Raw genomic sequence first — 22371 nt, 5'->3', positions numbered from 1 at the left:
TTTTCAAGGGACCAGCACCGTATCGCGCGCTTCTGGCCGCGTCTCCGGATAGTCGAGCGTGTAGTGCAGGCCGCGGCTCTCGTGGCGGCGTAGCGCGCTCTGCACGATCAGGTCGGCCGCCTCGATCAGGTTTCTGAGCTCGATCAGGTCGGTGGTGACGCGGAAGGCGCTGTAATAGTCGTGCACCTCGCGCCGCAGCAGGGCGATGCGGTGGGCGGCGCGTTCCAGCCGCTTGGTGGTGCGGACAATCCCGACATAGTTCCACATGAAGCGGCGGATCTCGGTCCAGGTCTGCTTGATCACGACCTCTTCGTCGGAATCGGTGACCCGGCTTTCGTCCCACTCGCGGATCGGGGGCGGGGCACCGAGTTCATTCCAGCGGGCGAGGATATCCTTCGCTGCCGCTTCGCCGAACACGAAGCATTCAAGCAGGGAGTTGGAGGCGAGCCGGTTGGCCCCGTGGAGACCGCTTTCGGTGCATTCGCCCGCGCCCCACAGGCCCGGCAGATCGGTCCGCGCGTCGAGATCGACCAGCACCCCGCCGCAGGTATAGTGCTGCGCGGGCACGACCGGGATCGGCTGGCGGGTCATGTCGATGCCGAGCCCGAGGAGCTTTTCATAGATCGTCGGGAAATGCCCGCGGACGAATTCCGGCGGCTGATGGCTGATGTCGAGGTGGACACAGTCGAGGCCGAAGCGCTTGATCTGGTCGTCGATCGCGCGGGCGACCACATCACGCGGGGCCAGCTCCATCCGCTCCGGGTCATAGTCGGCCATGAAACGGTGGCCGGTTTCCGGGTGGAGCAGGTGCCCGCCTTCGCCGCGCACGGCCTCGGTGATGAGGAAGTTCTTGACCTCGAGGTTGTAGAGGCAGGTCGGGTGGAACTGCATCATCTCCATGTTTGATACGCGGGCCCCGGCGCGCCAGGCCATGGCAATCCCGTCGCCTGTCGCACCGCGCGGGGCGGTGGAAAACAGGTAGACCCGGCCCGCTCCGCCGCTGGCCAGCACGGTGGCGCGGGCGAGGTGCTTTTCGACCCGACCGGTCGCCTCGTCGAGCGCATAGGCACCCCAGACCCGCCCGTCGCCGGAGAACTTCTCGCCGTGCCGCCCGGTGATCAGATCAATGCAGGCGCGCCCCGGCAGCAGGGTAACGTTGGGGTTTTCCTCTGCCGCCTTGAGCAGGGCGGCCTGCACGGCCCAACCGGTCGCATCGTCGACATGGACGATCCGGCGGTGCGAATGGCCGCCCTCGCGGGTCAGGTGCAGGTCGGCACCTTCGGCATTGAACGGGACGCCAAGATCGACCAGCCGGGCAATAGCGGCGGGCGCGCGTTCGATGACGAATTCGACCGTTTCGCGCCGGTTGAGCCCGGCGCCTGCCACCATGGTGTCGCGCACGTGGTTCTCGAACGTGTCGCCCGCATCGAGCACCGCCGCGATCCCGCCCTGCGCCCAGGCGGTGCTGCCGGAGCGCAGATCGCCCTTGGCCAGCACCAGCACGCGCTTCGTTTCTGCCAGCGCCAGCGCGGCGGTGAGCCCGGCTGCGCCAGAGCCGATGATGAGCACGTCGTGGTTTGCTTCGGTCATGGCGCGGTCATGCCGCTGCAAACGCATGGCGGCAAGCAGAGAACGCCTTGCCGCACTGCCACTTTCCCTGTCAGCGCCGGACGGTAGCGGTCAGCACAACAGGGCATATCAGCGGGAGGTCGCAACCGATGATCATCGGTCGTATTCGTTGTACCCTGGGCCGGCACCAGGTGGATCGCAGCACTGTCAGGCCGATGTACGGCCGTCCGGTCGGGCGTTGCAGCAGGTGCAGGAAGGTGCTTGAGGAAGAGCATCCCGGGCTGTGGATTGTCGTCCCGACCCGTGATGCGGGTCTGGGCCACCCGCCGCGCTGAGCGGTTCCTAGCCTCCGCCGGTCAGCTGCACGAACACATCCTCAAGGTCCGCTTCGCGCGTGGTCACGTCTTCCACGGTGTAGCCGTGGCTCTGGACCAGCGCGAGCACCTGCCCGGCGCTCATCGCATCGCGGTTGTAGGTCACCTCCAGGGTGCGCGGCTCGGTCACTTCGGCCTTGATGAAACCCGGCTCCATCGGCGGACCGGCCAGATCCTTGTCGACCGTGACCCGGACGATCTTTTCGCGCGCCATGTCGATCAGGTCGCGGGTCGGCTTGTTCGCGATCAGCTCGCCGTGGTTGATGATCGCGATCCGGTCACACAGCTGCTCGGCTTCTTCGAGGTAATGGGTGGTCAGCACCACGGTCACGCCCTCGCCGTTGAGTTCGGTGACCAGTTCCCACAGCTGGCGGCGCAGCTCGACATCGACGCCGGCCGTCGGCTCGTCCAGCACCAGGATCGGCGGGCTGTGAACCATCGCCTTGGCGATCAGCAGCCGCCGCTTCATCCCCCCCGACAGCGCCCGGGCATAGGCATTGCGCTTGTTCGCCAGATGGACCGCGCGCAGCAGCTCCTCGCTGCGGCGCAGCGCCTTGGGGATGCCGTAGAACCCGCCCTGGTTCTCCAGCACCTCGAACGGGGTGAAGAATGGGTCGAATACGATTTCCTGCGGCACGATCCCGATCGAGCGTTTGGCGTTGCGGTGATCGCGGTCAATGTCGAAGCCCCAGATCTCAGCCGTGCCGCTGGTCTTGGTGACCAGCCCGGCAAGGATATTGATCAGGGTCGACTTGCCCGCCCCGTTGGGGCCAAGCAGACCGAAGATGCCGCCTTGTGGCACATCGAAGGTCACGCCCTTGAGCGCCAGCTTCGCCTCCGCCCCCTTGGTCGGGGCATAACGCTTGACGAGGTTGTCGATCCTGATGGCGGGCGGCTGGCTCATGTCTGGCAGCCCTAGGCCCGCAGGGGTGGTGGCGTAAAGGGGCCATGCTTGACGGAGACAATGACCGGCGCGTTAACCAAACCCGGGGAGATGGCCTTCAGGGGTCTCCGGCTAGGCCATGCCACGATGGGACCGAAATCGCTTCTGGCTGCTACCCCGATCCGGGGGCTTTGCGCGCTTGCCTGCTTGCTGCTGGCCAGCTTGCTGGCTGCTGTGCTGGCGGTGCCGGGCGCCGTACGGGCCGCCGAAACCACCACCGTCGGGGCAACCACCGTGCTGGTCGAGGACCTCAGCGTCGTAAAATCGGAAGACATGGATTTCGGCAACATCATCGTCGCGGCTGGCGGGGGGACCATTGTGATGAACCCCACCGTCACGCCGACCTGCGCGGTGACCGGCGGGCTCGTTCACAGCGGGGCCTGCCAGCCGGCCGAATTTGTCGGCGCAGGGCGTTTCAACCGCCTGGTGCGGGTGCGCATACCCCCGTCTGGCCGGATGACCGTGACCAATGCCACCGGCGCGACCATGCGGATCGACCAGATGGATATCAATGGCACGCCCGATACGCTGGTGGTGCGGGAGAATGTCCGCAGCTTCCGCTTCCGCATTCTCAATCCCAGCGGGTTGTTCTACTTCCGCGTCGGTGGCAGGCTCAACGTCGGGGCAAGTCAGGCAGTGGGCACCTATACGGGCACCTTCGACATCGACGTGCAGTATTTCTGATCGCATGATGCTGCGCAGGCGCATTGCACAGACGGGGCCGAGCGATTAACGGGGCTGTCCATGACCATCCCGCCGCCCGAAACCATCCTCGTCGATCACACCCGCGTCAGCTGCGACGGGGCAAGCGCCATTCGCGGCGGTGCCCGGTTCCGCCCGGCGGCGCTGGGCCATCCCAAGGTCTGGCTGCAGATAGACGAGCACGGGTACGTCGACTGCGGCTATTGTGATCGCCGCTTCGTCCTGCGTGGCGGCCCGGCTGACGGGGCGGATCAGGCGGCGCTGCCCGACGTTGCGGCCGGCAGCGATCCGGGGCACCGGTAAGACAAGCCCAGGCTAGCGGTCCCCGGCGTCCGCGCCCATTCCAGTTTCGGTTGAACGCGGGCCGAAGGTCAGTTCCAGCGGTGTGACCGTTCCGTCCGTTCGCAGGCGAACCCGCATCATTCCCTGCAGGTCGGGATTGCGCAGTTGCGCTTCCAGCCGCGCCCCGGCGGTCTGCGGAATGTAGAGCCTGCCGTTGCGCGGCAGATCGGGATAGCCGTTCAGCGTGGCCGGATCGGGAGCCAGGACCTGCGGGCAGGCGGCGCGCTCTGCCTCACTGCCCAGCCGAACGACCCGGTCGATTTCCGGAGCTTCGCCGTCAATGCAGCCGCCGAAGGGATAACCGGCGGGCGCGGGACCTTCCGCAGTACTCCCGGTTTCCCATGCGTTAACCGCCTCCGCTCCGGGCCAGGCATAGCGGAACTCGACATAATGCCCGCGCAAAAGGTCACGGGGGTCGTAACCCTCGACCGGCACAAGCCAGTCGGTCCCCTTCCGGTGCCAGTAGTCGGTCGAGGCCCACAGCCCGGCCAGCCCCACCATAGGGAGGGCGAGGGCAAGCAGCGACGCGAGGCGGCGGCTCATTGTTCGTCCTCCTTCGGCGGGGCGAAGGTGCGCGAGATCCGCACTGCGGCAAAGGCAATGGCCAGGATCAGCAAGCCGGCCATGATCAGCCCGAAGCCGCTGGTCAGCAGGTCGCTCGCCAGTTCGAAGCTCAGGACGATCAGGCGCAGGGCGATGACCGCAACCGCGAGCTGGAATACGCCGCGCCAGCCCGCATGGAGCGCGGCTGCCGCGATTCCCACCCACAGGGCCATGAACAGGATTCCGGCACCAGCCTGGCTGCCGGACAGGAGGAAGGCGAGAAAGCACACGATCCCTGCTCCTGCCAGCACCAGCCCGGCGGCTTGCCCGGAACGCCCCGGCCGTGCCCAGGCCACCAGTGCACCGGCCACCAGGGCGATGCCGCCCCGCTCGCTCTGGGCGGCGATACCCAGAAGGCCGCCCCCGAAGTGCTCGACCCCGGCGATGATCGTCACCAGCGAGGCACCGCCCACGGCATAGGCAAGGCCAAGCTGCTCGAGCCGCTTCCAGAAGGATTGTCGGGTGCTGCGCCCGCGCATCCAGCCACCCAGCGGTGCCAGCAGCACGGGCAGGGCAGTGACCAGCGCGACGCGTGCGACCAGCAGCACGTCAGCCTGCTGAGCGTCGAACAGCCGGGGGCCTGCCGCCACGGCATAGTCCCACACCGTGTACAGGATCGTGCCGAACAGCAGCGCCGCAGTCGCCCAGCTCTGGCCGCGAAGCAGCAGCAAGGGGCCGAACAGGGCCAGCCAGGTGGCGAGCGGCTGCCACAGCGGGGAACTGGTCTGGTAAACCTGCCCGATGTGCCCGAAGAAGGCCATGCCGAGGATGGCGAGCACGAACAGTGCGGCTTCCAGCTCCCAGGGATGGTCACGCTCCAGCGCATCGCCGCGCAGGGCTAGGAAGCCGCCCAGCCCGGCCATCAGCAACAGATGGAGCGCGAGGCGGAGCGTCCCGGGCACCTCTTCCCAATTGGCGGCGACGACGGAAATGATCCCGAGGCCAATTGCCAGTGCGCCGATGCCGATCGCCGCCCACAGGCCGAGCGGGCGGCTGTGCGCTGCTTCCCACGCGCGGATGCGGGTTGCGGTTTCCCGGTCAATCAGCCCGGCGGCCTGCCAGGCCTGCAGCTTGCGCTCGCTCATGGACAGGAGGTCTAGCGCGTCTTGCGGCCGGCGCAATGGCGCGGTGGTTCAATCCCCCGTCACATCGACGTGGATTGTGCCGAGGTGGGTCGACGCGAACCCGACCCTGTCGCCCGGCTGGAGAAAGTGGCCTGATTTGCGTTCGTTGGCGATGAAGCGCTCGATGACCGCATGGCGAAGGGCCAGCCGCCCGCCGCCCAGCGCCCAGTCGAGCACGCCTTCGATCATGTCGGCCCGGCTCGGCGGGGTGAAGATGACGCCCTCTGCCGTGCCTGACATCAGCACCATATCCGGCATAATGCGGCCCGCTGGTGCCAGCCGGTGCATTGCCTCACGGTAGACGAAGCGCGCTTGGTCCGGTTCACTCAGCGCCTTTTCGGCGAGCGCGCGGAAATCGAGGGTCATTTCGCGGCCGCGTGCGTCCTGCCGCGGCTGGTCGTTGACCGTGGTGGTGAACCGTTCCTGGTCCACGAATGCCCGCCAGTCGCGCGGGATGACAAGCAATGCGCCCGAGGGGAAGAAGTCCGGCCCGCTCTTGGCGTCGCTGAAACCGCGGCCCGAATCGAGGTTGTCCGGATCGGCCATGCGGGCCAGCGTGGCCCGATTGGTAAAATCGCCGCACAGGAACAGGCCTTTCTGCGCCGCGTCGAAATCGCTGGCGCTGGCCACCGGCCGGTCGAACCGCATGCACAGTTCCACCTCGTAATCGAGCAGCACGTCGTCGCCTGCCCGGACAGTGGTGAGGGCGGGGCTGGCCGCGCCGAACTTGGGGAACTGGAACACTGTGTCGCTGCCCGCTTCTTCGGCATGGGCGGCAATGTTGGTGCCGGTGGCCACATGCCGGGTGCCGGGGCCAGCGGCGGGGAGCAGGTCTGCGATCGAGAAGGTCAGGATCGGTTGTTCCGCCAGCGTGGCCGGACGCGCCGCTTCGGCCGGGAGCGAAGCGAGCGCGGCAAACGGATCGGCCAGCGGTTCGGCACCAAGAGCCGCCAGGTCGATACCGCGGACTACGTCCCGTTCCAGGCCGATAACCAGATAGGTCGCGATGCTGCCATCGGAACGCTGGCGCTGCGCCAGCGTAAATGCTTCGTCCAGCGGAGCAATCACCGGTGTTAGCGGTTCGGCTTCGAAGCTGGCGCGATTGCCGCGCGGATCGGGCGAGGTGGCCCAGGCAAGGGCGACCCCGATAACAAGAATGAGCAGGACAATCCCCGCAATCCGCGCTGCTTGCCGGACCAAGTGCTGTCTCCCGGCGACCCGCCTGCCATCAAGCCCATCAGCACGCGAATTGCAAACAAAGACGCCGCCCGGCCGGATGGCGGGGCGGCGTCGATGGCTTTGGAAGTGCGGGGCTGGCGGCTTACTTGAGTTCGCTGCCGTCCATCACCGTGAATTCGGTTGCGGCCTTTTCCATCGCGGTGCGCTTGGCTTCCGGCGAGGCAATCAGGCCGATCCTGGTCAGCGCGCCGTCCGGTCCCCAGTTCCGGGCCCATTCGGCGAGGAACTGCTTGAGACCCGGGATTGCTTCAAGATGCGCCTGCTTGACGTAGATGAACATCTCGCGGGCAGCCGGGTAGTTGCCGCTGGTCACGTTTTCCATGGTCGGGGCGGCACCGTTGACCGGCAGACCCTGCACCTTGCTGCTGTTTTCCTCGAGGAAGGAATAGCCGAAGATGCCGACGGCCTTGGGGTTGCCGCTGATCTTCTGCACGATCAGATTGTCCTGTTCACCCTGGTCGACATACTTGCCGTCGGAGCGGACTTCGGTGCAGACCTTGTCGTATTCGTCCTCGTCGCTTTCCTTGAGCGCGGCCATGGCAGGATCGGTCTTGCAGCCAACCTCGAGGATCAGTTCCTTGAGCGAGTCGCGGGTGCCCGAGGTCGACGGCGGGCCGTAGACCAGGATCGGTTCAGCGGGGAGCGAGGGATCGACATCGGCCCAGGTCTGGGCAGTCTGTTCCTGGCCGAAGGGGCGCGCGGCAATCGCCTTGTAGACGATTTCCGGGGTCAGGTTGAGCTGGATGCCGCCTTGCGCCGAGGCGAACACCAGACCGTCGAGGCCGACCTGGAGTTCGATGATATCGGTTACGCCATTGGCCTTGCAGCCTTCGAACTCGCTCGCCTTCATCCGGCGCGAGGCGTTGGCAATATCGGGGGTGCTGGGGCCGACGCCCGAGCAGAACAGGTTGATGCCGCCGCCCGTGCCAGTCGACTCGATCAGTGGCGCCTTGAAGCCGGGGTTCGCCTGGGCGAACAGTTCGCCCACCTTCTTGGCGAACGGGAACACGGTCGAAGAGCCGACCACGCGCACCGAATCGCGCGCACCGCCGCTTCCGCCGGTGTTGTCGCACGCGGCGAGTGCGAGGGAGGAGATGGCGAGGAACGCGAAAGTCTTGGTCAGTTTCATGGGCGGAAATCCCTGCTTGATGGTTAGGCGGCCCGTTACGGGGCCATTATGACACGGAAATGACAATTGGCCGTCAGAAGTCGATCTGCGCTCGCACGCCGAAGGCGTCGACGCCGTAGGAGCGGTCCCCGACCGGGATGGCGAGCGCGGCGTTGTCATATTCCAGCCGCCCGTAGTTCGCGAGCAGCATGGTATATTCGGTCGGCTTCCATACGAGCGAGAGCAGGTAGCCATTCTGCGTCCCGCCGAGAATCCCGGCATCGCTGAGGTCGAGGTAATCGTAGCGTGCATTGAGCTGCAGCGAGCCCGTGCCGCCGGAGCCAACCGGACTCCTCGGCTTGGTCCGGTCGAACTTGCCGTCCTTGTAGCCGCGCGTGTCGCCCTTGGTCAGGAACACGCCGACTTCGGCATAGCCGCCAAAGAAGGTGGGGTCTGTCAGCCCGGCCGGGCGGTTCGCGTTTTGCCAGAACCCTTCGGCCGCCACGTGAAACGGGCCGGAAATCATTGCGCCTTCGAGGCCCAGCCCGATCTCGCTCGAAGCGGCGAGGCCGCGGGTATCGACGAACCGGTCCGGGGTGAAGTGAACCAGCGGGCGCTGGCGGTACCGCACGGTGCTGCCGGCGGGCAGATCCTTGTAATGGGCCGAAGCGCCCAGGTGCAGCTGGGCCTTCCCGATCTTCGGCATGTAGACCAGCCGCCCGTCGACCCCCCGCCGCTTGCTGGGCAGGTTATCCATGTTGTCGCCGAACAGCCCCGCCTGGACCAGCACGTCCCCGCCGGACCATTCCGCCGCGATGCCGACCTGGCGCTGGAAACCGAAGGCATCGGTGAAGGCGGCGCGCTCGATCATGCTGGTATGCAGGCTGCTGCTCAGCTCTTCCAGCGACTGGAAGTTGTTCATCTGTCCGGCCGAGACGGTCAGCCCGCCACCCGCGTCATAGGAAATGATGGCGTCGGTCACGGCAACGTCGCTGCCCGCGAAATCGACTTCGAACTTGTAGCCGAACCCGCCCGGCATGTCGCCCGAGGCACCGATCCGGATGCGGCGCGCTTCGCTGGTAAAACCGTCGCCCTGGCCTGTCCCGTCGGGCGAGGAAACGGTGCCCGCGTCGAACTGCAGCCGGCCGCGCGGCTTGAAGGTCCAGCCCTTGTCGCCCTTCACTTCGGGCGCGCCCTTGAATGCGATAGCGGGTGCCTTGGCGCTGGCGGCCTGAGCAGCCGTGGCGGCAGCCTGTGCGCTCGTGGCCGTCGCTGTCGCAGCGTCCGCCTTGGCCTCTGCTGCAGCCAGTTCGCCCTCGAGCTGGTCGATGCGCGCGGACATCCGCTGCATCTCGGCCCGCATGGCGGCCAGTTCCTGCTGTACGCTGAGGCTTTCCGCCGATTGGGCCGCAGCGGGCATGGCCCAGCCACCTGCGACAGCCAGCGCCAATGCGGAGGCGAAAACTGCGTGTTTCATTTGGGTTACGCTTTCCAGACTAAAATACTACCTGAGTGCGACGCCCCTATGAGGATTATATGACATTCTGGTGACATTCGAAGGGTAGGCGTGCAGCGCGTCATGGGCCAGCGGCCGGATCGTTCCTGCCGGCCTGAAAGGGGGCGATCACCGCCGCCGTCACGCGCGCCGGCCGGCCGGTGGAACGGTCGAGCATGGCCCAGGTCGTCGCGGCCGAGACGATTACCTTCCCTGTCGCATTGCGGAAATCGACCCGGCGGAGCGAAGTCGCCCCGCGCGGATCGCCTGGAATCCAGGTTTCCCCGGTCACACTTTCTCCGAGACCGATATTGCCGCGATAATCGATCTCGTGCCGCACCACGAGCCAGACGAAATCGCGCGCATGATCGGGCGCGGCGAACGCATCCCAGTGTGCAGTCGCCATGTCCTGCACCCATTGCACCCACACCGCGTTGTTGACGTGGCCCATCACGTCGATGTGTTCCGGGCCAGCGGTGAAGGTGCGGGTGAATTTCAAGTCCAGCCTCCGTTGGTGTCGAGCGTAGTCGAGACACCTGCGGCGAATTGCCTCTCGACCGGGCTCGAGGCGAACGGTCCTGACGGGTAGCTTATTTCGTCAGGCCCAACTGCCACAGGATGAAGGCAAACTCCTCCGCCGTCTCATAGAGCGAAGCGAACCGGCCCGACTTGCCCCCGTGGCCTGCGCCCATGTTGGTCTTGAGCAGAAGCTCATTGGAATCGGTCTTGGTTGCGCGCAGTTTGGCCACCCACTTGGCCGGTTCCCAGTAGGTCACGCGCGGATCGTTCAATCCGGCGGTGACCAGTAGCGGCGGATAGTTCTGCGCGATCACCTGGTCGTAAGGCGAATAACTGAGAATGTAGGCAAAGGCCTGCTTGCTGAGAATCGGATTGCCCCATTCGGGCCACTCGCCCGGGGTCAGCGGCAGGCTTTCATCGAGCATGGTGTTCAGCACATCGACAAATGGCACGTGCGCCACCACCGCGCCCCACAGGTCGGGATCGGTGTTGACCACAACGCCCATCAGCTCGCCGCCGGCGGAGCCGCCGCTGGCGCTGACCTTGCCCCTGGCGGTGTAGCCCTGGTCAATCAGCCCCTTGGCCGCATCGACGAAGTCGTTGAAGGTGTTGGTCCGTTCGTTGAGCTTGCCCTGCAGGTACCAGCGCCGGCCAAGATCGTCCCCGCCGCGGATATGGGCGATGGCATAGGCCACGCCGCGGTCGACCAGGCTGAGCCGCGCGGTCGAGAACCCCGGTGGCACGGCATAGCCGTAGGCACCGTAGGCGTAGAGATGCAGCGGGCCGCCCATCTGCCGGTCTTTGCGCATCAGCACACTCACCGGCACCTGCGTACCGTCACGCGCGGTAACCATCAGGCGCTCGGTCTTGTAGAGCGAGGGGTCGTAACCGCTGGGGATTTCCTGCTGCTTGAGCAGGTCAAGCTTTCCGGTTCTGACGTCGTAATCATAGACAGAATCCGGCGTCACCATGCTTTCGTAGACCAGCCGCAACTTGCTGACATCGTATTCCGGGTTGTTGCCAAGGCCGGCGTCGTAGCTGGCTTCAGGGAACGGGATCGGTGTCACGTCGGCGGCCTTGCGGTAGTCGCGCAGCTGGATCTGGTCGAGGCCATTGAGACGCCCCTCGGTGACGTAGAAATCCTTGTAGAGATCAAAGCCGGTCAGGTAGAATTCGTCCGACCCCTCGATCAGCGTGGTCCATTCACCGGGCTTGTCGAGCGACGCGGTGGCGAGGCGGAAATTGACGTGCGCGTCGTTGGTGTGGACGAACAGCGTAGCTTTTCCGTTCTCCGTGCGCACATCGACATCGTATTCGACACCTTTCTGGCGGGGTCTGACGAGGATCTGCTCGCCCGTGGGATTGTCGGCACGCACCAGCCGCACTTCGCTGGTTTCGTTGTCGCCGGTGGCGATCACCAGCCAGTCTTCCTGCGCGGTCAGGCCAACGCCCACCCCGAAGCTCTGGTCTTCTTCCTTATAGAGCGTCACGTCCTGCTCGATCGGCGTCCCGATCACATGCAGCTTCGCCTCCAGTGTGCGCCACTCCTCGGTCGACGGGCCGTAGACCAGGGCAGTGTCATTCGCGACCCAGGTCAGGCCGCCGCGCAGGTTGGCGAGCTCGTCCGGCAGCAGATCGCCGGTCTCGAGATCCTTGATCCGCGCGGTATAGCGTTCCGAACCGTTGGTGTCGGTCGAATAGGCCAGGAAGCGCCCGTTCTGGCTGACCGACAGGGCTCCCAGCCGGAAGTACTCCTGTCCTTCGGCCAGCTGGTTCTCGTCGAGCAGCAGCTGGTCCGGCCCGCCTGCCACCGGCTTGCGATACCATTTGCGGTATTCCTGCCCCTCGTCGAACTTCGACCAGTAGAGGAAATCGCCATCCTTCTGGGGAACGGTGCTGTCGTCTTCCTTGATCCGCCCCTTCATCTCCTCGAACAGGGAGTCGACCATGGCCTTGTGCGGGGCCATCCGCGCTTCAAACCAGGCGTTCTCCGCCTCGAGATAGGCCAGCACGTCCTTGTCATCGACCACCGGATAGGATTTGTCGTGCAGCCAGTTGTACGGGTCGGAGATGGTGATCCCGTGATGGCTATAGGAATGTGCGCGCTGCTCGGCGACGGGAGGGGCGGCAGGAGCCGGTGTGGTCACGCTGGTGGGTTCCTCGTTCTGGGTGGCGGTGGTCTGGGCCGTTGCGGAGGCTGCTTGCGGGGCAAGGGCCATTCCTGCGGCCAGTGCTGCGACGGACAGTGACCGGAAAAAGGTCGTGCGGTTCATGAGGGCAGGCTCCGGTTTTGTGGCGGCGTCACGGCTGGAAAGGCTCGGCCCGATTGACTATGTTGCTTGGCTCTACGCGGCAAGCCCCGCCTGCCGGATAAACGAGGAACTTTGCCATGCTGATGCAGACCCACGAAAGCCGCCTGTCCGCCCTGCGCGAGGAGCTGAAGCGGCGGGGGCTGGACGGGTTCGTTGTGCCCATCAGCGACGAGCACATGAGCGAATACATCGGGGCTTATGCCCAGCGGCTCGCCTGGCTGACCGGGTTCGGCGGCTCGGCCGGCAGCGCCATCGTACTGAAGGACCGGGCGGCGATCTTCATCGACGGGCGCTACACCATCCAGGTGCGCGAGCAGGTCGACGAGCGCCTGTTCGAATACCAGAGCGTACCTGCCACTTCTCACGCCAAGTGGCTTGCCGCCAACGCGCCGGATGGTGCCAAGATCGGCTATGACGCCTGGCTCCACTCGCGCGGCTGGGCCGACATGGTAGGCAAGGCACTGGCCAAAAAGGGCGGCGAGCTGGTCGCTGTTTCCAGCAATCCGGTCGACGCGGTATGGGCTGACCGGCCTGCGCCATCGCCTGCGCCCGCCGTGGTCCATGACGAGAGCCACGCGGGCCGTTCCAGCGCCGACAAGCGGGCTGAAGTGGCTGACTGGCTCAAAGCCGAAGGGCTCGACGCGGCGGTGATCAGCGCGCTCGACTCGGTGGCCTGGCTGCTCAATATCCGCGGGGCCGACGTGGAGCGTACGCCGGTCGCGCTGTCCTATGTCCTTGCCCACGCCGATGGCACGGCGGAGCTGTTCATCGCGCCCGAGAAAGTCACGCCCGACCTGGTCCAGCACCTCGGCAACGCCGTAACCGTGCGTCCGCGTGATGCGTTTGAGCAGGCGTTGGTCGGATTGGCGGGCAAGAGCGTTGCAGTCGATCCGGACTACGGGGTTGCAGCAATTTCGTCAGCGCTGGAGGCAGCCGGGGCCACGGTCGTCGCCAGCCGCGATCCCACCATCCTGCCGCGCGCGATCAAGAACCCGGTCGAGCAGGCGGGGCAGCGCAGCGCCCAGGCGCGTGACGGGGCGGCGATTGCGAAGTTCCTCCACTGGCTGTCGGTTGAAGCGCCCAAGGGCGGCGAGACCGAGCTTTCCGCCGTCGCCGCGCTGCGAGGGTTCCGTGAGGAGACCGGGCTGCTCAAGGACCAGAGCTTCGACACCATTTCCGCCGCGGGGCCCCATGCCGCGATCCCGCACTACCGGGTGGACGAGGACTCGAACCTGCCGATTGACCCCGGCAGCGTGTTCCTGTGCGATTCGGGCGCGCAATATCTTGATGGCACCACCGACATCACCCGCACAGTGTGGATCGGGCCCGGTGAGCCCACGCCCGAGCACAAGGACCGCTTCACCCGCGTGCTCAAGGGCCATATCGCCATTGCCCGCGCGGTGTTTCCGCAGGGGACCAACGGCAGCCAGCTCGATGCCTTTGCCCGTCAGTACCTGTGGCAGGCCGGGGTCGACTATGCCCACGGTACCGGGCACGGGGTCGGCAGCTACCTCTCGGTCCACGAAGGGCCCCAGCGGATCGCCAAGGCGACCGGCGGGCAGGCCGGGACCACGCAGGAACTGCATGCAGGGATGATCCTGTCGAACGAGCCTGGTTACTACAAGGCGGGCCACTTCGGCATCCGGATCGAGAACCTGGTGCTGGTCGAGCCGCGCGCGATTGAGGGCGCTGAAGGCGAGTATCTCGGGTTCGAGAACCTGACCTGGGCACCGATTGATGCCACCCTGGTCGATGCCGGGCTGCTGACCCCGCAAGAGGTCGAATGGTGGAACGCCTACCATGCGCGCACCTACGAAATCCTGGCTCCGCAGGTCGAGGGCGCGGTGCTGGCATGGCTGGAGCAGGCCTGCCAGCCGCTGTGACAGCAAGTCTTGAAGGCGATCTTGTGAGCGCCTCTATGTTCGCGTAATGTTCCGCCTTGTCGTGAGTCGCGACAAGAGGAGGATATCATGCTCGGATATGTGACGCTGGGAACCAACGACCTGCAGAAGGGTGCCCCGTTCTACGACGCCATCGCACAGGAGATGGGTGTGGGTCGGATGATGGATTTCGACACCTTCATCGCCTGGGGCGAATGGGGTGGCGGCGCCGGGATTGCGCTGACCAAACCGTTCGACGGGCAGCCCGCCACGGTCGGCAACGGGGTAATGGTGGCAATCGAGGCGAGGGATCCGGCGCAGGTGCAGCGGCTCTACGATATCGCCCTGGCCCACGGCGGCACCTGCGAAGGCGCGCCCGGCCCGCGCGGCGAAGCAGACGCCCAGGGCAATGTGTTCTACGCGGGATACTTCCGCGATCCGGACGGCAACAAGCTTAACGCATTCTGCATGGCGCCGGCAGGATCGCTTGCGGCCGGGTGAATGGGTGAGGCGCGCCGTTACAAATGGCGACAAATTGGCCGGGGCGCGGCATATTCCTGCGACATGGCAGGCCTAGAGCAGCAGGCAAGGGTTGTGGCGGCGCCAATCGTCCTCCCCCCTTCCTTGAACGGCGCCGCTGCAACCTGCCACCCAGGTTCCAACGGAGAAACCCCATGCGTAAGTTTACTCTCACCCTCACCGCCGCCGCACTTGCCATCGTGGCCTCCACCGGTGTCGCAGCCCAGCCCATGCGCGGCGGCGATCTGACCCTTGCGGCCTTCACCGAACGGGCAGGCAAGATGTTCGACCGGATGGATGCAAACAGCGATGGCGTCATCAATGCGGCTGACCGGGCAGCGCAGCAGGCAGCCCGCTTCGGCAAGCTCGACAGCGATGGCAATGGCGAAGTCAGCAAGGCCGAGATGCAGGCCGCCCAGCAGGCCCGCAAGGCGAAGATGGCGGAGCGGCGGGCTGCCCGGGAAGCCAGATCAGGCCAGATGAGCGATCGGCGCTTTGCCATGCTCGATGCCGATGGCTCGGGCGGCGTCACTCCGGCCGAAATGGCAGCAGCGCGCGAGAAGCGCGGTGAAATGCGCGGCCAGCGAAAGGCGGCTGGCGGTGAAGCCCGCGAAGCCCGCCAGGGCCAGCGTGCCGAAACCGGCGCCATGCGCGGCAAGCGGGGCGGCAAGGGCGGCGCGCACATGATGCGCGGGCTGGTCCGCCAGGCTGATGCCAATGGCGACAAGGCGATCACCCGCGCCGAATTTGATACGGCCATCGCCGCCCGCTTTGCCCGGATGGATGCGGACGCCAACGGCACAGTAACGGCGGAAGAGCATCGCGCGGCCCGCTCCGCCATGCAGGCTGCCCGGCGCGGCGGCGGACAGTAAGCCCCGCTTGTCGCAGTATGGGTCAGGTCGCTAGGGTCTCAGCCAGCCATGACTGAACCTGCCCCTGTCACCTTGCTGCTGGTTGATGACGAAGCGACCCTGCGCGAACCCCTGGCGGAGTATCTCTCCGGCCAGGGGTTCATCGTGCACGAGGCAGACAGTGCCGCGATGGCGCGCAGCCGCCTGCTGGACCTGCGGCCCGACCTTGTCCTGCTAGACGTGATGATGCCAGGCGAGGACGGCCTGTCGCTGTGCCGCCACCTCATTGAGATGCGCGACATTCCGGTGATCCTGCTTACCGCCCGGGGTGAGGCGACCGACCGGATCGTCGGGCTGGAAATCGGGGCCGATGACTATGTCACAAAGCCGTTCGAGCCGCGCGAACTGGTTGCCCGGATCCGCTCGGTCCTGCGCCGGGCGGGCCGCGCCGCACCTTCGCCCGATACCGACGCGCACTACCTGTTCGAAGGCTGGCGGCTCGATCCCCTGCGCCGCCGCCTGACCGATCCGGCCGGCACGCTGGTGCCGCTCACCACTGCCGAGTTCCGCCTGCTTCAGACTTTGCTCGACCATCCGCGCCAGGTGCTGGACCGGGACCGGCTGCTCGACATGGTCCAGGGCCGCGAGGCGCATCTGTTTGACCGCGCGGTCGACAACCAGGTCAGCCGCCTGCGCCGCAAGGTCGAGGTGGACAGCCGCAGCCCGGTTCTGATCCAGACCGTGCGTGCAGGCGGATACTGCCTCGCCGCTGATGTCCGCCGTGTCATGCCGGATAGCGTCTGACTATGGCCTCACCATGCGCCTGATACCCGGAAGCCTGCGCGGGCAAGTGCTGTTGGCGGTCATGCTGGCCTTGCTGGTGGCGCAAGGCGTCTCGGCGGCGCTGCTGCTGCGTGCGGCAGAGAACCGGCGCGATGCCGCGATGCTGAACGCCGCTGCGCTGCAACTGGTGCGGCAGGACGCGCCACGCACCCTTGATCGGGTCTCGGATCGGAACCGAGCGATGGATCGCCGGCGGGAGCGGCGAATGCGCACTCTCGCCCCGCGCCTGCCGCGCCCTCTTCGTCTGGAGTGGACTGAACGGCCGGTGATTTTGCCCGGCGAAAAGCGCGACGCTGCGCGAGAAGCTGACCTCGCCGACTTGCTCGCCAGTCAGGGCGTGCCGGTGGCGGAAGTGCTGGTCCTCACCAGGCCCGTGGCGACGGACCCGTTCGTCGCTTCCCGTCCCCGGATGGCTCAGCGGATGGAGCGGGAAAGCGCCGGACGCCGGCCAATGCTGGTTGCCGCTCTGCGGCGCGAAGGCGCAAGCCAGTGGAGCGTGGCCCGGATTCCGCGCCCCGTTGGCGACCGCGCTGTTACGAGCACGATCGTGGTGCAGACCATGGTGCTGTTCGTGGTCCTCGCGCTGGCTCTTTGGTTGTTGCTGCGCCGCATCACCCGCCCGCTGGCAGAGCTTACCAGACGTACGGAAGCATTCGCCGGGACGAGGCAGACGGGCGAGCCGCTGGCCGAGCGCGGGCCGGACGACGTGCGGCGCCTGATCGCCGCACACAATGCGATGGAGGCGCGCCTTGCCGCACTGCTCGACGAAAAGGACGTCATGCTTGGCGCGATCGGACACGATCTCAAGACGCCCCTGGCTGCGCTCCGGGTGCGGATCGAGAGCGTCGACGATTCCACCCAGCGCGCCCGCATGGCCGGAACGATCGAGGACATTACCCGGACCCTCGACGATATCCTGATGCTCGCCCGGGTCGGGCGTCCGGCAGGTGAACGGGAACCGACTGACCTGGTCGCGCTCAGCGCTATGGTAGTGAGCGAGTTCGAGGACCTGGGCGAGCCAGTCAATCTGGTCGAGGGCGCGCGGGTGGTGGCTCCGGCGCAGGACAGCTGGCTCCGCCGTGCACTGCGCAACCTGGTTGCCAACGCAGTGCGTTATGGCGGGGCGGCGCGCGTCAGCGTGGTTTCGGACGGCAGCCACGCCGTGCTGCGGGTCGACGATGACGGCCCCGGCATCCCTGCGGACCGGATCCCGGCCATGCTCGAACCCTTCGCGCGAGGCGAGGTCAGCCGCAACCGTCAGACCGGTGGCACCGGCCTGGGGCTCGCCATCGCCCGGGCCATTGCCGAGCAACACGGCGGTGAGCTGGCCCTTTCCAACCGCCCCGAAGGGGGACTGCGCGCAGAGATCAGGTTGCCGCTCGGCTGACAATTGCGCCGATCAGCGCATCAGCCCGCCGATCAGGTTGCGCACGAACCGGCCTGCGATGCTGCCGCCGAACTCGGTCGCGATCGTCCCGGCCGCTGCCGTCGCCGCGTTGCGGGTGGCGCTGGAGCGGCTCTTCTTGCCGGTGATCTTGGCGGCGAGGATGGTGGCGGCGCTGCTGGCGGCAGCCCCGGCGGCGGCTTTGCCCGCTTTTTCCCACAGGCTGGTGGTCTTGCGGGCACGGCTGCGGACCACTTCTTCGCCCTGTTCGGCCACTTCCTCGGCTGTGGCGGCGGCATCGGCGGCCTTGGCGATCAGCACTTCGGCGGCGCTCTCGCGGTTGACCGCGGTGTCGTATTTGCCGTCAAGCGGGCTGACCGACTGGACGATCGCCCGTTCCTTCGGCGTGACCGGGCCGAGGCGGCTGCGCGGCGGACGGATCAGGGTGCGCTGGACAACCGTAGGCGCGCCATCGCCATCAAGGGTGGAGACCAGCGCTTCGCCCGTTTTCAGCTCGGTGATTGCCGCCTCGACGTCGAGATCGGGGTTGATGCGGAAGGTCTCCGCCGCTGCCCTGATCGCCCGCTGGTCACGCGGGGTGAAAGCGCGCAGGGCGTGCTGGACCCGGTTGCCGAGCTGCCCGGCGACCTCTTCCGGAATGTCGATTGGGTTCTGGGTGACGAAATAGACGCCGACGCCCTTGGAGCGGATCAGGCGCACGACCTGTTCGATCTTGTCCTGCAGTGCCTTGGGAGCATCGTCGAACAACAGGTGTGCCTCGTCAAAGAAGAACACCAGCCTCGGCTTTTCCGGGTCGCCCACTTCGGGCAGGCTCTCGAACAGCTCGGCCAGCAGCCACAGCAGGAACGTGGCATAGAGCTTGGGGCTGCGCATCAGCTGATCTGCAGCGAGCACGTTGATATAGCCGCGCCCCTGGTCGTCCACCTGCAGGAAATCGTCGATTTCCAGCGCGGGTTCGCCGAAGAACCGGTCCGCTCCCTGCGCCTCGAAACTCAGCAGCTGGCGCTGGATCGCGCCGACCGTGGGCTTGGCGACATTGCCGTATTTGCCCGAAAGTTCGCTGGCGTTTTCCTGTGCCCAGCCAAGGACCGCCTGCAGATCGGCAAAGTCGAGCAGCAGCAGGCCGTTCTCGTCGGCGTGACGGAACACGATCTGCAGCACGCCTTCCTGAGTCTCGTTCAGATCGAGCAGGCGGGCCAGCAGCAGCGGGCCCATTTCGGACACCGTGGTGCGGATCGGATGGCCCTGCTCGCCATAGAGATCCCAGAACATCACCGGATTGTCGGAATAGCCGTAGTCCTCGATCCCCAGGTCCTGCGCCCGCTTCTCCAGGCTGGCGGCGTGCTTGAACTGGGGCGATCCGGGCATGGCCACGCCAGACAGATCGCCCTTCACGTCGGCCACGAAAACGGGCACGCCTTCGGCCGAGAAGCACTCGGCCAGCCCTTGCAACGTCACGGTCTTCCCGGTGCCGGTCGCGCCTGCCACCAGCCCGTGGCGATTGGCCCGGCGAAGGTCGAGATATTGCTTTTCGCCATTGGCGGCGAGGCCGAGATAGATCTGTCCCACGTGCGGCTGCGTCCCTTTTTTCAAACCCCTGCCGGGCACATGGCCAGCACCGGCCTGCCGGTCAACACTCGACTTGGGGCGCAAAGCGGTTAAGGCAACGCCATGGCTGGCCGCACGCCCTTTGTCCTGCTTGACGACGCCCGCAGCACCGGTGCGGCGGACGCGCATTTCTACGAAAACCCGCGCGAAGTGTTCGTCGCGCGGCTGCCGGGAGAGGTGGCCGCCGTGCTGGCAGCAGCGGATGCGGCGCAGCAGGCGCAGGGCGGCGCGCTGGTGGGCTATATTGCCTACGAGGCCGGTCTGGCGCTGGAGCCCCGCCTCGCGCCGCTGGCCGATGCGCGCGCGGGCGGGGCCGGGCCGCTCGTCTGGCTTGGCCTGTTTGGCGAAGAGCAGGTGATTCCGGCTGCCGAGGTGGCCGACTGGCTGGCGGCGCGCGCGCCCGGTGAGGGATCGATCGGCCCGCTCGAGCCGCAGCTCTCTTTCGGCGCTTATTGCCAGGCTTTCGCGCAGATGCAGGAAGCGATCCGGGCGGGCGACATTTACCAGGTCAACCTCACTTTCCCGCTCACCGGATCCTATCGCGGTGACGAACTGGCGCTGTACCGCGCGCTGCGCCCGGCAGCGGGGGCGGGTTATGGCGGGGTGGTGTTCGACGGCAGTGACTGGCTGCTCAGCCTCTCGCCCGAGCTGTTTGTTGCCCGCCATGGCCGCGCCGTGAAGGCCAAGCCGATGAAGGGCACCCGGCCCCGTAGCGCCGACGCGGCTCAGGATGCGGCGCTGGCCGCCGAACTGGGGGCATCGGTCAAGGACCGGGCCGAGAACCTGATGATCGTCGACCTGCTGCGCAACGATCTCTCCCGCGTGGCTGAGCCGGGCAGCGTCAAGGTTGACGCGCCGTTCGCGGTCGAAAGCTATCCCACGGTGCACCAGATGGTGTCGACCGTGCGCGCCAACCTGGCCGAAGGGACCGGCACGCTCGATCTGGTGCGGGCGATCTTTCCGTGCGGCTCGATCACCGGCGCGCCCAAGATCCGGGCAATGGAACTGATCGCCGAGGTCGAGCGCGATGCGCGCGGGCCCTATTGCGGCGCGATCGGCCGGATCGGGGCGGGCGGGGATGCCGCGTTCAATGTCGCCATCCGTACCTTGCGCCTTTCGCCGGTCGAGAACGGTCACGGCCGCGCGGTGCTGGGGGTCGGTTCGGCAGTGGTGGCCGACAGCGAGGCCGAGGCGGAATGGCGCGAATGCCTGGTCAAGGGCGGGTTCGCCCGCGCCTCTGCGGCCGATACGCGGGCTCCGGCATTCGATCTGATCGAGACCATGCGGTTCGATCCCGATCATGGCATCGCGCTGCTGGAGCTGCACCTCGAGCGGATCAGGGCCAGTGCGGCCATGCTCGGCTTAGCATTTGATCGCCATGCCGTGCGCAACCAGATCCAGGCGCTCTGTTTCGAGCTGGAGGCGCCCGCTCGGGTGCGGCTGCTGGCGGCCCGCAGCGGGGCGATTGCGCTGGAGGCCGGCGCCCTGCCTGCGCCCTTGCCCGATCCCGCGCCATGCATTGCCCTGCCGCTGCCAGTCGATCCGGGCGACTGGCGCCTGCGCCACAAGACCAGCGACCGGGGGTTCTATGCCGATGCGCTGGACGTGGCTCACGGCGCGGGCGCGGTCGAGGCGCTGCTGGTCCACCCCGGCGGACAACTGACTGAAGGCAGCTTCACCAGTGTGTTCGTCGAGCGGGACGGCACGCTGCTGACCCCCCCTGCCGCGCTCGGCCTGCTGCCGGGCGTGCTGCGGCGCTCCCTGCTTGAAAGCGGTGCTGCACGCGAGGAGGAGCTGTCGCTGGCGGACCTCGAACACGGGTTTCTGATCGGCAACGCGCTGCGCGGGCTGATCCCAGCAAGGCTTCTGACATGATCGATATTCTCTACGAAGACGGCGAAGCGCTGGTGATCGACAAGCCGGGCGGCCTGCCCGTGGAGCAGCCGCGCAAGGGCGGCCCTTCACTGGAGGACCACCTCGATGCGCTGCGGCTGGGCTTCCAGCGCGCGCCGATGCCGGTTCATCGGCTCGACACCGACACCTCCGGCTGCCTGCTGCTGGCGCGCAACCCCAAGGCGCTGGCACGGTTTTCGCGTGCCTTCGAAGACCGGCAGGTGGAGAAACGCTATCTGGGTGTGCTGGCGGGCGAACTGGCAGAGGAAGCGGGCACGATCGAGCTGGCCCTCTCGAAGATCAGCAGCGCCGAAAAGGGCTGGCGCATGATCCCGGCGAAGAAGGGCAAGCCGTCGGTCACCCACTGGCGTCGGCTGACAAGCGTGGGCGGGCTCACGCTGGTCGAATTCCGGCCTGAAACGGGGCGCACCCACCAGATCCGCGTCCATGCCGCCTCTGGTCTGGGCGCGCCGCTGCTGGGCGATCCGGTCTATGGCCCGGTCCACGGAGTGGGCAAGGGCGCCCGGCGCACCATGCTCCATGCCGCCGGGATCGTGGTGCCGCGCGCAGGCAAGACGCCGATTGCCGCCACTGCGCCGATGCCGGCGGACTTCACGGCGCTCGGGTTCAGCGATGGATGAGGTGATCGCCCGCGCGCTGGCTGCGGCGGAGGAGAAATTCTTCGTGGCCGGCGGCCCGGGCGGACAGAACGTCAACAAGGTAGCGACGGCGGTGCAAATGCGGGTCAATGTGTTCGCAATCGGCCTGTCGCCGGAGGCCTACCACCGGCTGGTCGAACTGGCCGGGAGCAAGCTGACCAAGGATGGCGAGATCGTGCTGACCGCCCGCGAATACCGCACCCAGGAGCAGAACCGGGAGGCGGCGCGAGTGCGTCTCACAGCCCTGCTGGAGGATGCCCTGACTCCGCCCAGGAAGCGGGCCAAGAGCCGCCTCAATCGGGTCGGCAAGGTCCAGCGCCTGAAAGCCAAGAAAGTGCGCGGGGCGGTCAAGGCCGGGCGCGGCAAGGTGGATTGGTAGGGGC

20 protein-coding genes are annotated in these 22371 nt (G+C 66.7%); 10 read left to right on the top strand and 10 right to left on the bottom strand.

Annotated elements, in window-relative coordinates; genetic code table 11:
* Positions 1-3: 3 nt before the first annotated feature.
* Together nadB and U4960_RS15580 are read right to left on the bottom strand one after the other, a co-directional pair.
* Entirely contained in the window at positions 4-1590 is a 1587-nt protein-coding gene (gene nadB / locus U4960_RS15585; RefSeq protein WP_324261521.1) for an L-aspartate oxidase, read from the bottom strand.
* A 321-nt stretch (positions 1591-1911) separates the two neighbouring features.
* On the bottom strand, positions 1912-2847 hold the full coding sequence (locus U4960_RS15580) for an ABC transporter ATP-binding protein (protein ID WP_324261520.1): 936 nt from the start codon (positions 2845-2847) through the stop codon (positions 1912-1914).
* Positions 2848-2973: 126 nt separating this feature from the next.
* On the opposite strand from U4960_RS15580, the gene U4960_RS15575 reads away from it, so the two are divergent.
* Positions 2974-3570, top strand: coding sequence for a DUF4402 domain-containing protein (locus U4960_RS15575; RefSeq protein WP_324261519.1), 597 nt, complete (start codon positions 2974-2976; stop codon positions 3568-3570).
* Between the two features lie 60 nt (positions 3571-3630).
* Positions 3631-3891 carry a zinc-finger domain-containing protein gene (locus tag U4960_RS15570; RefSeq protein WP_324261518.1) on the top strand — a complete coding sequence of 87 codons (261 nt, stop codon included), beginning with the start codon at positions 3631-3633 and terminating at the stop codon, positions 3889-3891.
* Positions 3892-3903: 12 nt separating this feature from the next.
* Here the strand turns inward: U4960_RS15570 and U4960_RS15565 are convergent, their stop codons facing one another.
* From U4960_RS15565 to U4960_RS15535, 7 genes are all read right to left on the bottom strand, one after another.
* The gene (locus U4960_RS15565) at positions 3904-4473 is read right to left on the bottom strand and encodes a GDYXXLXY domain-containing protein (RefSeq protein WP_324261517.1); all 570 of its coding nucleotides are present in this window, start codon (positions 4471-4473) and stop codon (positions 3904-3906) included.
* A complete protein-coding gene (locus tag U4960_RS15560) occupies positions 4470-5618 on the bottom strand; it encodes a DUF2157 domain-containing protein (RefSeq protein WP_324261516.1) in 1149 nt (382 codons plus the stop codon). Before U4960_RS15560 ends, U4960_RS15565 begins: the two co-directional genes overlap by 4 nt.
* A 48-nt stretch (positions 5619-5666) precedes the next feature.
* Positions 5667-6857 carry a fumarylacetoacetate hydrolase family protein gene (locus U4960_RS15555; RefSeq protein WP_324261515.1) on the bottom strand — a complete coding sequence of 397 codons (1191 nt, stop codon included), beginning with the start codon at positions 6855-6857 and terminating at the stop codon, positions 5667-5669.
* Between the two features lie 121 nt (positions 6858-6978).
* Positions 6979-8025 carry a substrate-binding domain-containing protein gene (locus tag U4960_RS15550; protein ID WP_324261514.1) on the bottom strand — a complete coding sequence of 349 codons (1047 nt, stop codon included), beginning with the start codon at positions 8023-8025 and terminating at the stop codon, positions 6979-6981.
* Positions 8026-8098: 73 nt separating this feature from the next.
* Positions 8099-9481, bottom strand: a complete 1383-nt coding sequence (locus tag U4960_RS15545; protein ID WP_324261513.1) for an OprO/OprP family phosphate-selective porin — start codon at positions 9479-9481, stop codon at positions 8099-8101.
* 100 nt (positions 9482-9581) lie between these two features.
* Positions 9582-10004 carry an acyl-CoA thioesterase gene (locus U4960_RS15540; protein WP_324263132.1) on the bottom strand — a complete coding sequence of 141 codons (423 nt, stop codon included), beginning with the start codon at positions 10002-10004 and terminating at the stop codon, positions 9582-9584.
* Positions 10005-10089: 85 nt separating this feature from the next.
* Positions 10090-12291, bottom strand: coding sequence for a S9 family peptidase (locus tag U4960_RS15535; protein WP_324261512.1), 2202 nt, complete (start codon positions 12289-12291; stop codon positions 10090-10092).
* Positions 12292-12407: 116 nt separating this feature from the next.
* On the opposite strand from U4960_RS15535, the gene U4960_RS15530 reads away from it, so the two are divergent.
* The 5 genes from U4960_RS15530 to U4960_RS15510 all read left to right on the top strand — a co-directional run bounded on the left by U4960_RS15530 (position 12408) and on the right by U4960_RS15510 (position 17810).
* Complete coding sequence (locus U4960_RS15530) at positions 12408-14213, top strand: aminopeptidase P family protein (protein WP_324261511.1); 1806 nt, start codon at positions 12408-12410, stop codon at positions 14211-14213.
* Between the two features lie 87 nt (positions 14214-14300).
* Positions 14301-14711, top strand: coding sequence for a VOC family protein (locus U4960_RS15525; RefSeq protein ID WP_324261510.1), 411 nt, complete (start codon positions 14301-14303; stop codon positions 14709-14711).
* A 173-nt stretch (positions 14712-14884) separates the two neighbouring features.
* The gene (locus tag U4960_RS15520; RefSeq protein WP_324261509.1) at positions 14885-15601 is read left to right on the top strand and encodes a hypothetical protein; all 717 of its coding nucleotides are present in this window, start codon (positions 14885-14887) and stop codon (positions 15599-15601) included.
* A gap of 48 nt (positions 15602-15649) precedes the next feature.
* Positions 15650-16384 carry a response regulator transcription factor gene (locus U4960_RS15515; RefSeq protein WP_324261508.1) on the top strand — a complete coding sequence of 245 codons (735 nt, stop codon included), beginning with the start codon at positions 15650-15652 and terminating at the stop codon, positions 16382-16384.
* Complete coding sequence (locus U4960_RS15510; protein ID WP_324261507.1) at positions 16353-17810, top strand: sensor histidine kinase; 1458 nt, start codon at positions 16353-16355, stop codon at positions 17808-17810. Before U4960_RS15515 ends, U4960_RS15510 begins: the two co-directional genes overlap by 32 nt.
* A 12-nt stretch (positions 17811-17822) precedes the next feature.
* Here U4960_RS15510 and U4960_RS15505 read toward each other — a convergent pair whose 3' ends face one another.
* Positions 17823-19397, bottom strand: a complete 1575-nt coding sequence (locus tag U4960_RS15505) for a helicase HerA-like domain-containing protein (protein ID WP_324261506.1) — start codon at positions 19395-19397, stop codon at positions 17823-17825.
* A 102-nt stretch (positions 19398-19499) separates the two neighbouring features.
* Here U4960_RS15505 and pabB point away from each other — a divergent pair, with 102 nt between their 5' ends.
* From pabB to arfB, 3 genes are read left to right on the top strand one after another with little or no spacing between them, the layout of a single operon-like run.
* On the top strand, positions 19500-21311 hold the full coding sequence (gene pabB / locus U4960_RS15500) for an aminodeoxychorismate synthase component I (protein ID WP_324261505.1): 1812 nt from the start codon (positions 19500-19502) through the stop codon (positions 21309-21311).
* Positions 21308-21970 (top strand): RluA family pseudouridine synthase, encoded by a 663-nt coding sequence (locus U4960_RS15495; protein ID WP_324261504.1) that lies wholly within the window; start codon positions 21308-21310, stop codon positions 21968-21970. The genes pabB and U4960_RS15495 overlap by 4 nt, the downstream gene beginning before the upstream one ends.
* Complete coding sequence (gene arfB, locus U4960_RS15490) at positions 21963-22367, top strand: alternative ribosome rescue aminoacyl-tRNA hydrolase ArfB (RefSeq protein WP_324261503.1); 405 nt, start codon at positions 21963-21965, stop codon at positions 22365-22367. The genes U4960_RS15495 and arfB overlap by 8 nt, the downstream gene beginning before the upstream one ends.
* Positions 22368-22371: the final 4 nt, after the last annotated feature.

Origin of the sequence: Altererythrobacter sp. H2 (genome assembly GCF_035319885.1) — a bacterium.
GTDB lineage: Bacteria > Pseudomonadota > Alphaproteobacteria > Sphingomonadales > Sphingomonadaceae > 34-65-8.
This window is presented reverse-complemented; position numbering and strand designations above follow the sequence as displayed.